Raw genomic sequence first — 11914 nt, 5'->3', positions numbered from 1 at the left:
GCTCTCATCATTCCGAGGCACCTTCTGGGAGTAACTGTGGCAATAGGAACGAAGGTCGCGTATTATGGGGGTATTCAGCTTTAGAGGTCGGCTCAGCCTGGTTCGCCGCCGGGTTTCCGCCTCGATTTTGGCGTTCTGGGTGGCGACAGACCAGAACACGCGGCCTAGTGCACCACCACGGGGCCGTGCTCAGTGTGATGCGGCAGGGAACGATCCGCCCCCGACGCAGGTCAGTGCAGCGGAGCCGATGCAACCTGCCGGAGCACTGCACGCAATGACCGAACTGACCATCACTCCTCTCACCTTCCGAGGGGATCAAGCTGCCGCCTATCTCAACCTCTCGCCGAAGACCCTTGCGAAAATGCGCATGTCAGGGACGGGCCCCCGTTATGCCAAGCTTCACGCTGGCCCGCGCGCTGGCATCCTGTACCGCGTCGCAGATCTTGACGCGTGGGTCGAAGAGCGACTTGTCGGAGGTGGCCGACGATGATCGATTTCATCTTCACCCCTGACGACGAAGAGTTCCTCGTCGATGTTCCCGCAATCGAGATGGAGCCGCCTTGCGAAAACTCCCCTTCCGACCAGTTGCGGCGCATCAATGCACGGGTCGAGATGATCAATACTCTCGACGACACGGTGCATCTTGGAGGGCGTCTCAGCGGACTCGTGACCTCCGCCCAATGGGAGGTTATGGACCACGATCTCGCCGACTCGGGCGACCGATACGACGGTGATGCGGCTGATCTGGGTCGCGTAGCCGACGAACTCATGGACGAGTTCGACGAAGCGATAGCTGCTCTGCTTCTCACGCGCCTGACGCTCGACGAGAAGTGGCGTGGCTACCGGTTGGCGCGCGAGCTCGTGCGCCAAGTGCTGGAGATCCTCGGTCTTCTGCCGCAACAGACGATCGTGGTCTTCAGGCCGGAGCCCCTCACGCCGGACGGACCGATGGAACTCGGCTCCGACCGCGACGTAGCGCTCGCTCGGCTATGCGCCGCCAACGAGGAGCAGGGCTTCAAGCGATGGCGAAGCGGGCCCGTATGGTGGCTCCCGCTCAATGCATCGCGCTAGAGCCTCATCTTTAGTCTCCTGCCAGCCTCGTGGCGAGGGTGTTCGTCGAAGAGACCCACTCAAAGTTGGCTCGCCACATCTGGCTCCTCCGTCGGCGACGAATATCCCCGTGCCCCGCCACTACGCGCCCTCCGACATCCATAGCCACCGTCAGCAGTTCGCTGCGGCCCCGGACCTCGTTGAGTTCGATCTTGCTCAGCTCGCGGTCGAGGAGCTGCAGAGCGGCGTCGAGGTCCTCAACTCGGCGCTTGTAGGCGTTCACAGGTGGATCCCCACGTTCGTGTAGTAGTCCCAGCTGAACTGAGGATTCTCGGACAGGACGACAGGCAGGGCCGGCGTCTCGGTGTTTTCGAGGGTGCACAGGTTCGGAAAGGCGTACACAGGTCGCCGGCTCACGCCGGGTTCGGGGAGGGCTGCATGCCCTTCTGGATGTCGACGAGTCGGTCTCGCAGCGCCCGGGTCTTGTCCCCGAGCAGCTTGCTGACGGACCGGCGGTCTCCCCGGCCTCCTCCGAGGAAGAGGATCCACAGCAGCAGAGCCGCGACCACCACGTTGAACACGCCCCACGCGACGTCGCCATCGAGGAAGTAGCGCACCGCGGAGATGAGGTCATTGGCGATGATCGCCCCCATGACCACGTCGTGGGCCCGGTTCATCCGAGGCGTGCGCAGGGCGATGATCTGGGAATTCAGCTCGAGGGCCTCGAGGCTGCTCGTGCGCAGAATCCTGCGGAACGCGAGGAAGATGCCGAGCGCGTGACGGAAGGCGACCGAGGCCGCGACGAGCATCACGAGCGAGGCGAGCGCGTGCAGCAGATCGAGCGGTCCGACCGACGCGGCGGTCAGGTCTCCGATGATGATGGCGAGCGCACCGAGGATGAGGAGGACCTCCATCACGGCGATGACGAGGTAGAGCCGCAGCGGATTGAACATCGGGGCAGCCGCCTTTCAGGGAGTCGAGGGATCAGCGTGTCGGCTCGAAGGAGCCCGTGGTGTAGTCGATGGCGTACTCGGCGGCCGTGTTGGCGACCTCGACGTGCTCGTCGATCGATCCGTTGCAGGAGCGGATGTCGACGGTGACGGTGCGCGGGATGAGCTCGTCACCGGTGTAGCGCGGCGTCGCCGCGTAGTACAGCGGGCAGCCCTCGGCGTCGGCGGAGTCGAGGTAGTCGCGGGCGGCCTGTTCAGTGTGGGCCATGCCGCCGGCGTACTGGCCATCCTGTTGGGTGGAGCCGACATTCTGCGTGCGCGTGCCCATCACGAGGTTCTCGTGGCTGGGGTCGCCACCGAGGGAGTCGGCGACCAGGTGCGAGCGGTTCCAGAACCAGCCGTGGTAGGCCTTCGAGCCGGTCACGTCCGGCAGCGCCGGGATGTCGACCTCACCGTTCACGTCCCAGCCTGCGGGGTCCACGTCGATCTCCTGGCGTCCGGAGGCCTGTGCATGCTCACGCAGCTCGGGGGTGAGCTTGCCGTAGGCGCACGTGGCGCGCTCGAGGTCATCGAGCGGGCAGTACGTGACCGCGCCGGCCTTCGCGTCCTTGTGGTCGATGTGGGCCTTGCCGGTGACGGTGAAGTAGTCACCGTCGAAGTCGAGATCGGAGGTCACCGGACCGGCGCTGCTCGCCGTCGACGACGCACCCGCGGTGAAGTCCTCGAGGCCCGGCACCCCGTGAAAGAGGGCGACCCCGATCCCCAGTGCCAGAGCGGCAACGAGAGGGACGGTGGTGCGTGAGGACATGGGGGCTCCTTCAGAGGACTAGAGATCAGCCGGAATCTGCGAGGACATTGGTGTGATCGATCGGGGCGCTCGTGACCAGGTCTTCACCCTCAACGTGCATGGGATCGACCAGGGTATTGATGAGCACCGACATCGGCTCGCTCAGGGCAACGCTGTGGGAGCAAGCCGGCACCCTTCGGGGCAGCACGGACCATGAATCGGCCGAGACGCTCCCGGCGCAGACCCGGGGCAGCTTCGCTGCACTGCGGTGGAGCTGCGGCGCACATAAGCGCACCCCGGCGGGCCGAGGGGCCGCACCGGGGTGTTGAAGGTGTGTCAGACCGCGCGCACAGCAACCCGCTCTCCCGAGCCGACGTAGAGCGTCGAGTCCTGCAGGCGTGCCCCGCGCAATCCGTTCGCAGTGGATCAAACATCTGGGCGTCGGACGACTCCCGTGTGGGAAGCCGGGGCATCGATGGCGGGCGTACGGATAGACTCGGTGCTGGTGTGAGCTTCCTTAGACGATGGCACTCATGCCGCCGCGGCCCTGACAGGTGCAACTGTCAGGGCCGCCTTTCATGGTAAAGGGATTGGATATTCGCCTGGCTACAGCGGGACACGCAGCGTCGTTCAGTCGTTGTCCACGTCCCAGAGGAACCCACCGTTGCTCTCGTTCTGATCGCGGCGGTACGCGCGCCGTTGCTCCTCCTTCTCATACTTCCGGCGGGCCTCCGGAGTGATGTCGCCGTCGGCGGAGTTCTTCTTGACCCACTCGTCGAAGTCGCGCTCGAGGTAATAGCGGTCCACGGGGCGTCCGGGATATGTGCGCCAGGCGTTCGGGCGACGGGTGTTGCCGACGCCCTTCTTGAGCTTCATTCGCTCATCCCAACTGTCCCGCAGCCGAATGGTGAGGTCATGGCTGATGCACTCCTGGCTGAAGTCATCCAGCCGACGGAACTCAAGCTCGTTTTGAACCTGATCCCAGCCGCGGAGGCGCAACGCTTCCCCGTAGGCAACCCATTTTCGCGATTCCTCTTCTATCCGCGCGTTACGCGCAGCGGGGTCCTCAACGGCGGCCTTGGGCATCCCAGGGGCGGCGGACGACCCGTCGGCTCGGGACCTCTTTCCTCGCGACTTCCTAGAGGGCGCTTGCCCTAAGAGCCGATTCCTGGTCTCGTCTAGGGACCTAAACAGGTTAACGTCCCTACCCCACCAAAAGATCATCCCCTCAATGAGACGGAAGAACGCCCCGCCGATGAGCAGCAAGTCCATTGTGACAATGTCCGTGCGCGCGGCTGCTTCGGTTCCGGTTTCGAAGAACAGCAGGACAAACCCGAAGGGACCTATGAGGATCGACAGGGGGACACTGAACGGGGCCACGATGATGGCATGCAGAATAATCGGAGCGACGTAGGCGGGCTGGATGTCCCAATGGTCGCCCATGAAATGGTAGATCGACCCACCACTGACAAGAATTTGCGCTATCAGGAACAATCGCGTGATGCCACGGAAGAATCCGTACCATCGAGTTCCCGGCATGACGGTATCCCGGAGAGGCTTCTTGCGAAGAGCTCTCACGCGCCACATCCCGAACAGGATTGCCGCGATAAACGCGACCGTCGGGATGTAGATGATCGCTTCCGCGGTTGACGTGAGGTTGTTGAACTGCACTATCGACCAGATGACGGTTCCCCAGCACACGAGGTAGAGCAGAACGTACACGCGAGTTCGCAGCAGGAGATTCACTGTGGTCTCCGAAGGGTGAGAAGTGGCAGGGAAGGGTGCAACGTTGGTCGTCCCCCAGGACGCCGTGGCGGGCCTGCGGCGTTCGATCTCCCTGGTCAGCGGTGACGGGATGCGAACTCGGACGGGCAGAATTGTACGACGCCCCGAAGCGCAGAATGGGTGCATCACCCGAAAGTGAAGGGTGGGGGTGAATTAGTCACGCACGGGCAGGTCCACGGCGTCCTTCACTGCAGGCTTCGAGGGTGCTTCGAGGGTGGAATCTGTGGGCCCCGGTGCGCTCAGCGCTGCGCGGCGATCTTCGACGTCTCCTTCGAGACCTTCGAGAGGGTCGTGTAGCCGGACTTGCGGCCGGTGATCTTCACCGTGAGCTGCTTGCCCTTGGCCGAGCTCGGGACGACGAGAGTGTACTTCGTCGCACCCTTGATGGCGACGCCGTTCGCGTACCACTGGTACGTGCGCGTGGTGCCAGCGGTCCACGTGCCCTTGTGGGCGGTGAGCTTCGAGCCGACGCGCAGGGTGCCGGTGATCGTCGGCGTCGAGGCCTTCAGCGTCTTCTTCTTGCTGCCGCCCGGCATGACGCCGTACGTGTAGTCGACGGCGAGCCGGGCATACCCCTTGGCAGTGGCGACGAAATAGACCGAGACCTTCTTGCCCGCGGCCGAGTTCGGGACGCTGAAGGTGGCCTTGGTCGCCCCCTTGACGTCCTTTCCGTCGATCCGCCACTGGTACTTCACTTTCGCGCCCTTGGGCAGCAACTGGGGCTGTGCCTGGATGTACGTCCCAAAGGCGCTGTAGAAGCCCATGTATGTCGGCATCGCAGGCAGTTCGACGCGAGAGAGCGACCACTCTGCACTATCCGTCTTGTACCCCTTTGCCGTGACGACTGTGTGCAGGGAGAGCTTCTTGCCGACGGCCGAGCGAGGAATGGCGAAAGAGGACTTCGTCGCCCCCTTGACGCTCGCGCCGTTGAGCCGCCATTGATACTTCACAGCCGCGCCCTTCGGCAGGCCGATGAGCGAAGCTGAGACGCTCCCGCCAGCGTGCATTTTCCCGTCGAAACTCGCAGACGGGGTATACGACAGGTAGAAGTTCATCTCGCGCAGATCCGAGCCAGCAGCATTCGCCGTGCTCTCGCCGCCGAGCGCCAGCGCACCGCCGAGAAGGACGCCGGGGAGCAGGGCGAGGGTGCGCCTGGAGAAGCGGGACGCCTCGGGTGCCGGCGGAACGTGCTGCAGGGAATCGTTGATGGTCATGTCGGCTCCTGGGGAGTGGGGTGGTGGGGCACTGCGGGACGGAGGGGCGAGACGCCGGCTAGTTGGGCCGGGTCTCGACGGGAGTGGTCTTGGGGAGGTCGTTCAGGCTCTGGCCGTCGCTGAGCACGAGGCTGACGCAGCCGGGGTGGTTCTTCTCGTGCGAGAGCGCGGAGTCGTTGTCCTCGGCCCAGCTGACGTGGCCCTCGTAGGACCGACCCTGGTGCTCGAAGCGGACGGAGGTCGCGAGGCGCAGGGCGTTGATGTCGCCCGCCTGGACGACGCTCATGACGGAACCTTCTCGGTGTTCTCGGTGCCGGTGGGCGACATGTGCAGCCAGATCGCACGATCGAGCGCCCGCACCTCGACACCGAGCTCTCGGGCAGCATCGGTGACCAGCTGCGTGGCGCGGGCGGACCTGACCGTCTCCCCGACGGCGCGGGTGAGGAAGCGGCGGACCATGACGTCGGGCTTGGTCAGCGAACCAACGCCGGCGTTCATGCACAGGTAGTCCCACGACTGCGGGCCGAGGCCCTTCACGCGGACCCAGGCACGTCGCACGTCACGCTCTTCGTGGCGCTCGCGCAGCTGCGCGGCCGTGGTGATGCCGAGGTCGTGCAGGTTCATCAGCGCCTCGTAGATGCCGACCGAGCGCGCCTGCCGCGTACCCGGCAGCGGGGTGCGGTTCTGCAGCACGGCAAGGGCGAAGGATTCCGGTCCGCCGGCGGCGTCCATCGCAGCCACCAGATCAGGTCCGGAGTCCTTCTCGGGATCAGCGCCCGCCGCGGCGCGGTGGGCCCGGTAGCGGCGCAGGAGGTTCCGCACGGAGGTGCTGTTCGCACGCAGGGAGTGGGCGGAGTTCAGGGCGCACAGGGCGAGGGAGTCGCGCATCTCCACCGGGGCACCCCACGTGGCGGGGTCCCCGAGCTCGGCGCGCACGGCGTCGAGGACGCTCTGCAGAGGATCACTGGTCATGTCCGGAATCTAGCGGAACATCCCGACAGATGACGCATCATTGAAAAAGTTGTGACCGTCGGTCACCAAGCCATCGTCTACTCGCCGGTATCCGCAAGCCCGCCGGGGGTCTGGGTGGGCCGTGTCCTGCGCGCCGTACTGCGACCCTCGCGGGCGTGCGGACGACAGTCGTGCCTGCTCAGCAGCCAGTGCACCCAGGTAGGTCCGCGGCCCAGCTGCTTCGACAGCGTCTGCATGGGCACCCCGTCCTCGACGACCGCGAGGCAGGCCACTGCAAGCGCCGCGCCTTCGACGCCGGCGGTGTCGCGGTGGCCGGGTCGCGCCCGCGGTGCCGGCGGGCACGCCTCGTAGAGCTCGCGGAGGTTCTGGAGCTCCTCGTCTGTGGGCTCGCGCCGCGTCGACAGGCGCGGGTAGCGAGTGGAAGGTGCGCCGGTGGCGCGTTCGATCGCCGTGCGCACGGCAGTCCTGGAGCAGTCCAGATCCTCCGCGATCTGCTGGATGCTCTCTCCCTGCTCCCGCCGCCGAGCCGCCTCGGCGGGGTCCACGACGGGCCGCTGGCCCCAGCGCCGGTACGTGACCGGGTGCCGCTCGGCGACGAGCCGCTGCACGGTGCCTGGATGTAGCTCGAGCCGCTCTGCGATCTCGCGCCAGGACTCCCCCGCCTCGTAGCGCTGAAGCGCCTCGAGGGCGATCTGCTCGCGCTGCCCCTCGGTGAGCCGGCGGCGCATCAGAGGGTCCTCGCGATGCGGACGGCCCCCACGATGTCCTCGGCGCGGAGTTCTCTGGCTGTCGCCTGGAGCATGCGGCCCGGGGCCCAGGTCGAGGGATCGAAGATGGCTTCCCAGGAGAGTTCGATCTGCTCGCGAAGATCAGCCGGCCACTGCCTCATGGGCAGGTCCGTGTACGGACGGGAGCGCGCCGTGAACTCTGCGTCTGTCGCTTCCCAGCGCTCGTCCCAGCTCGCTTCGCTCTCGCCCGGCCGCAGGGGTACGTGCACGTACCGGTTGGGCACGACGCACCAGTCGGCGATGTCGCTGATGAGCACGCGACCGCGGGCCATGCGCACGGTCAGCAAAACGTCACCGCGAGCGCGCCGGGCACTTCGGCAGAGGTCGCGGCGGCTCGTGAGCGCGTACAGCCACACCATTCCGCCAGGAGCGCCGGGGACGCCGCGGCGGTCCATCTGCTCGAGCATCCAGGCGTAGGCCTCCTGGAACTCCGCGTCGCCACGGCTGGGGTCCCCGACGAGCACACCGGTCGCCATCAGCTGCTCGTAGGCCTCGAGGGTCTGGATCGTGTGCAGCGTCAGCACCTCGGCGGCCGGATCCGCCGCGACGCGCAGCGGGGGCGCGAGGAACCAGGGACGCACCGGGAGTCTCACGCAGCCGGGCTCCCTACTGGCCATGGCGACGGTTGAACACGTCTACGTAGACGTCCTCGTCGATCAGGCCGCGCTCGATGGCTGCGCTGACCTCCGACCAGGTGCCGGGTGGATCGACGCTCAGCCAGTCGTACCCGTCGGTGGTGCCCTCCTTGGTGTAGGGGTACCGCACGAGCTCGTCGACCAGCTGTTCGCGGTCGAACTCGCCGGCTGCGTAGCGCTGGCAGATCTCCATCGGCGTCGCGCCGGCGAAACCGTCAAGCAGCTCAGGATCTCGGCTCGCGACCTCGAGCATCTTGTGGATGGTCGGCTGCGCCACTTCGACCAGCCTTGCGATCTTCCGCTCGGACAGACCCGTCTCGTACAGGCGCTTCACCTCGCGGCGAATGTCCAGCTCGAGCAGGTCGCGGCGATTGCGCAGGCGACGAACGCGCTGCGCGGACGCGTCGATGGTCGTCTCGCTCATGCTCAACACCTCCTCGCTGCCCAGTCTGCACCAGACCGATAGCCAGCACTATCGGAACCGTGGATCCGGCCGACGCGGGGGCCTTCTGCGGCGCAGCAGAAGCCTGTAGAGTCGAGAGGCGGCAACCGCCTGGAGCTCACGTACGTGGGTGAAACCAGGGGGCCGAGGGGGTTATGCGGGACGGATGAGCCGGCCGAACCTCGGTGCCGCGCAGCTTCTCCCCGAGCGGGAGCGCGAAGGCCCCTTCGATCTCAGGATCGGAGGGGCCTTCGGCGTGTGCGGATCTCGTTCGAGGAACGCCGCTGAGGCACGATGGGGATATGCACCCTTCACCAGCGTGGAGACGCGCTCGCACAGCAACGATCCTGCTCGCCCTTCTCACTGTCGCCCTGTCGGCGATCAGCTGGACACGAGACGGCGCGCTGTTCGATACGGGAGTGGGTCTCGCTCTGACCGCCGCCCTGGCCGCCTTCGTGGTGTTCCTGTACTACCGGTCCCAAGCCAGGTCGCTGGACCGGGACTGAAGCAGCATCTCAACGGCCACCTGCTCGCGACGCTGCTCTGTGCGGCGTCCGCGCATCACAGGTGTCGCGTGGGGTCCATCCGCTGATGCAAGATCCTCACGATGACGACGGCGTCGTCGCGCACCAAGTAGAAGAGCAGGTGACGGCCGATCCCGTACCGACGGTATCCAGCTCGAACCTCGTCGGCGGGCCGCCCTCGAGAGGAATTCTGCGCGACCCGTTCAGCAGCCGCATGGAGCTCGAGCACATAGGTCTCGGCATGCCCCGCATCCCAGTGCTCTTCGGTGTAGTCCCAGATCTCCGAGAGGTTGACTCGCGCGGCAGGCGTGAAGAGCAGTGCGCTCATCGCCGCTTGTCAGCGATGAAGGAGTCGATGTCCAAGGCTTCGGGTGCACCGCTCTCCTCGCCGACGACGAGTGCCGACCGCAGAGCGCGCATCTGCGATTCGTGGTCCTCGAGCAGCCGCAGGCCGGCGCGGATGACCTCGCTCGAGGTGCGATAGCGTCCCGAGGCGACCTCTTCAGCGAGGAAGCCTGCGTAGTGGTCGTCGAGACTGATGGAAGTGTTCTGGGCCATGAGCCGTGTACCAATTCTTGGTATCGGTGGCGGGCGGCGTGCTCCTGCGTCACTCGAGAGGGCTGGCCTCCCATGTGTCCACGGTGTCTGTGAGCTCCACGTAGCTCATCTTTTCGGGAGCGGCCGGGCCGACCAGCCATTCGACCCCCTTGGCCGTCGGGCGGACATCGTCGGTCATGTACTTGTCGTTCACGTCGGCGGCTTGATTGTTGAGCGCGTCGTACTCGTCTTCGCTGATCTCGGTTCCGTCAGCGAGCGTGTAGTAGTACCCGTCGTTGACGTCCGTGGGGCCGTCGTCGAGCAGGGCGGGGGTCAGCTCGTCGAGTGCGTTCCACGCGACCTCGTATTCGAACTGCTCACCCTCGCCGGACACCAAGGCGGCGGCCTGCACGTTCGCAGCCTCGGACCCCTGGGCGTTGTCCACGTCGACCTTGATGCACTCGACCGGATCGCCGCCGGCGTCCTTGACGAACGCGACGATGTCTTCGGGGCAGTCCGCGGGGACCGTCAAGAGGTAGTTGGTGTATCCGATGACGGTGAACTGGCCCTGCGAGAAGAGGTCGCCTTGCGGAGCGCCAAGCGCGGTCTCCTCGCCAGCGCACATTCCCTCAACTTCGTCGAAGTCCTCGGGCGCGCAGTCCGCCTCTTCCGAGCCATCTCCACCGTCGTCCATCGGGGCAGTGGAGCCGCCGCCATCACTCTCCGACACGCCGCCACCATCGCTCTGCTGAGCCTGCGCGGTGGGCTCAGACGCGGATTCCTCGGTGTTGCCGCACCCGGCGAGCATGAGCATCGCGGCGAGCGGGACCGCGAGAGTGCGGAGAGTACGGGACATGAACAGCTCCTTCGATTTCGCTGGGGTTGAGCTGAGAGTAGGCGGCACGGACGACAATCCAGACGCTTCGTGATGGAACCGTGATGATGATGCGATCAATCGCGCCCTTGGAACGTCCCCAGGGCGCTCGACAGCCGTGGACTCGCTGTCGGTGAGGTCTTCGAGTCGTCGCGCCGCACCCGAGGGGGAACCTTCGGCTCAGGCTGCACGCGCTCGCATCAGCCGCGCATGGCCGCGCTGATCGCCCAGCACGTCGCGAAGCCCTGACCGTCCCTGCGGACAGCGCGTCACGCGTGTCGGCCCGGGCTCCAGGCAGCCGCCAGAGCCGCCCGGATCTCTGCAGGGCGTTGGGCGAGATCGACCTGTCGCACGGCGACGGGGATCCCGTCGATCTCGACATCCAGGTTGCGGCCCGCGGATCCGTCCACGAGCGCGCCCAACAGGAGTGCTCGGGTCTCCCCCACGAACTCGCTGCGGAACACCGAGGCGTAGGAGACGAGCTGGCGGACGTAGCCGGGCTTGAGCATCGTCTTGCCCTGATGCTGGGTGAAGATCGGAGCGAACTTGCACTCCACGATCACCTGCTGCCCGTGACCGCGGATCACGACGTCCGCGTTGAGGTTCGGCAGGAACGCGAGGTCGTCCGGGCTCCCCGTCGCCGGCCACGAACGCCGCTCGGCAGCGACCGAGTATCCGCGGGGCGAGAGGTGGTGGCGGTAGAACCCGCGCACAGCCTGCTCGAACAGCCGCCGGAGCGCCCCCTCGTCGCGCAGGATCTGCGGCAGCTCGGACTCCCCCGGGCTGTGCTCGGGCGCGCACATGTCGCGCACCAGGGCGCTGAGCGTCAGCAGGGTGCGGTCCTCGGCGTCGAAGTGACCGAACTGCTCGGTGGAGAGCTCAGCCGGCGTCGGAGTCACCGGGCTCACGCCCGAACGCTCGAGCATCTGCGCTGTCGTCAGGCAGTGCCGGCGCACCGGCTCGGAGACCGCTCGGCGCGAGGCATGGCGCAGCGTGACGAGCATCGACCTGTAGCGCGGCAGATCGACCGTCTGCTCGTCGTAGCGGCAGAGCACCCGCCCGGACTGCATCAGCTGACCGCGGGCGGTCCCCAGGTGGTCGATGCGGCCGCGCACGCGGGTCAGCGGCTCGACGCGGCGGCGGTACCCCCGCGCGAGCATCGTGCGGACCCGGCGCTCCACTCGCGTGGCGAGCACGTCGGCCAGAGCGTCCAGAAGGTCGTTGTCGCGTTCCCCGCGCAGCAGTCGTTCTCGGTCCTCGCCCGTGAGCTTCTCGAGCAGGTCCGAGGCGTACAGCAGCAGGAACCAGACGCTGCGCACGTCGATACGGGTCGACCCCGCACCGGCAATGAACACC

General features: G+C 66.4%; 17 protein-coding genes. 3 read left to right on the top strand and 14 right to left on the bottom strand.

Annotated features, from left to right (window positions below):
* The first annotated feature begins 64 nt into the window (after positions 1 to 64).
* Complete coding sequence (locus DEO23_RS16620) at positions 65 to 490, top strand: helix-turn-helix domain-containing protein (RefSeq protein WP_109276325.1); 426 nt, start codon at positions 65 to 67, stop codon at positions 488 to 490.
* Complete coding sequence (locus DEO23_RS12270; protein WP_109276324.1) at positions 487 to 1071, top strand: hypothetical protein; 585 nt, start codon at positions 487 to 489, stop codon at positions 1069 to 1071. The genes DEO23_RS16620 and DEO23_RS12270 overlap by 4 nt, the downstream gene beginning before the upstream one ends.
* A 10-nt stretch (positions 1072 to 1081) precedes the next feature.
* Here the strand turns inward: DEO23_RS12270 and DEO23_RS15975 are convergent, their stop codons facing one another.
* The 10 genes from DEO23_RS15975 to DEO23_RS12225 all read right to left on the bottom strand — a co-directional run bounded on the left by DEO23_RS15975 (position 1082) and on the right by DEO23_RS12225 (position 8605).
* Positions 1082 to 1333, bottom strand: a complete 252-nt coding sequence (locus tag DEO23_RS15975; protein ID WP_133249875.1) for a hypothetical protein — start codon at positions 1331 to 1333, stop codon at positions 1082 to 1084.
* 130 nt (positions 1334 to 1463) lie between these two features.
* The gene (locus tag DEO23_RS12265; RefSeq protein ID WP_109276323.1) at positions 1464 to 2003 is read right to left on the bottom strand and encodes a hypothetical protein; all 540 of its coding nucleotides are present in this window, start codon (positions 2001 to 2003) and stop codon (positions 1464 to 1466) included.
* Between the two features lie 31 nt (positions 2004 to 2034).
* Positions 2035 to 2808 carry a DNA/RNA non-specific endonuclease gene (locus tag DEO23_RS12260; RefSeq protein WP_109276322.1) on the bottom strand — a complete coding sequence of 258 codons (774 nt, stop codon included), beginning with the start codon at positions 2806 to 2808 and terminating at the stop codon, positions 2035 to 2037.
* A 609-nt stretch (positions 2809 to 3417) separates the two neighbouring features.
* Positions 3418 to 4533, bottom strand: a complete 1116-nt coding sequence (locus DEO23_RS12255; protein ID WP_133249874.1) for a hypothetical protein — start codon at positions 4531 to 4533, stop codon at positions 3418 to 3420.
* Between the two features lie 278 nt (positions 4534 to 4811).
* Positions 4812 to 5786 carry a hypothetical protein gene (locus tag DEO23_RS12250; protein ID WP_109276320.1) on the bottom strand — a complete coding sequence of 325 codons (975 nt, stop codon included), beginning with the start codon at positions 5784 to 5786 and terminating at the stop codon, positions 4812 to 4814.
* Positions 5787 to 5844: 58 nt separating this feature from the next.
* A complete protein-coding gene (locus tag DEO23_RS12245) occupies positions 5845 to 6072 on the bottom strand; it encodes a hypothetical protein (RefSeq protein ID WP_109276319.1) in 228 nt (75 codons plus the stop codon).
* On the bottom strand, positions 6069 to 6758 hold the full coding sequence (locus DEO23_RS12240; RefSeq protein ID WP_109276318.1) for a hypothetical protein: 690 nt from the start codon (positions 6756 to 6758) through the stop codon (positions 6069 to 6071). The genes DEO23_RS12245 and DEO23_RS12240 overlap by 4 nt, the downstream gene beginning before the upstream one ends.
* Positions 6759 to 6835: 77 nt before the next feature.
* Positions 6836 to 7486: a helix-turn-helix domain-containing protein gene (locus DEO23_RS16110; protein ID WP_165831828.1), complete on the bottom strand. Its 651-nt coding sequence runs from the start codon at positions 7484 to 7486 to the stop codon at positions 6836 to 6838.
* Positions 7486 to 8139, bottom strand: a complete 654-nt coding sequence (locus DEO23_RS12230) for a DUF3841 domain-containing protein (protein ID WP_165831827.1) — start codon at positions 8137 to 8139, stop codon at positions 7486 to 7488. The genes DEO23_RS16110 and DEO23_RS12230 overlap by 1 nt, the downstream gene beginning before the upstream one ends.
* A gap of 13 nt (positions 8140 to 8152) precedes the next feature.
* Positions 8153 to 8605: a hypothetical protein gene (locus DEO23_RS12225; protein ID WP_109276316.1), complete on the bottom strand. Its 453-nt coding sequence runs from the start codon at positions 8603 to 8605 to the stop codon at positions 8153 to 8155.
* A gap of 320 nt (positions 8606 to 8925) precedes the next feature.
* Here DEO23_RS12225 and DEO23_RS12220 point away from each other — a divergent pair, with 320 nt between their 5' ends.
* Positions 8926 to 9129: a hypothetical protein gene (locus tag DEO23_RS12220; RefSeq protein ID WP_109276315.1), complete on the top strand. Its 204-nt coding sequence runs from the start codon at positions 8926 to 8928 to the stop codon at positions 9127 to 9129.
* A 55-nt stretch (positions 9130 to 9184) separates the two neighbouring features.
* On the opposite strand, the gene DEO23_RS12215 is transcribed toward DEO23_RS12220, so the two are convergent.
* From DEO23_RS12215 to DEO23_RS12200, 4 genes are all read right to left on the bottom strand, one after another.
* Positions 9185 to 9475: a type II toxin-antitoxin system RelE/ParE family toxin gene (locus DEO23_RS12215; RefSeq protein WP_109276314.1), complete on the bottom strand. Its 291-nt coding sequence runs from the start codon at positions 9473 to 9475 to the stop codon at positions 9185 to 9187.
* Entirely contained in the window at positions 9472 to 9705 is a 234-nt protein-coding gene (locus DEO23_RS12210) for a type II toxin-antitoxin system ParD family antitoxin (protein WP_109276313.1), read from the bottom strand. The genes DEO23_RS12215 and DEO23_RS12210 overlap by 4 nt, the downstream gene beginning before the upstream one ends.
* Before the next feature lie 49 nt (positions 9706 to 9754).
* Positions 9755 to 10540, bottom strand: a complete 786-nt coding sequence (locus tag DEO23_RS12205) for a hypothetical protein (protein WP_109276312.1) — start codon at positions 10538 to 10540, stop codon at positions 9755 to 9757.
* Between the two features lie 287 nt (positions 10541 to 10827).
* The gene (locus DEO23_RS12200) at positions 10828 to 11913 is read right to left on the bottom strand and encodes a 5-methylcytosine restriction system specificity protein McrC (RefSeq protein WP_109276311.1); all 1086 of its coding nucleotides are present in this window, start codon (positions 11911 to 11913) and stop codon (positions 10828 to 10830) included.
* Position 11914 lies beyond the last annotated feature (1 nt).

Source organism: Brachybacterium endophyticum (assembly GCF_003130585.1).
In the GTDB taxonomy this organism is placed as follows: Bacteria; Actinomycetota; Actinomycetes; order Actinomycetales; family Dermabacteraceae; genus Brachybacterium; species Brachybacterium endophyticum.
Note: the sequence above shows the minus strand (reverse complement) of the source record. Positions and strands in the feature narration are given on the sequence as shown.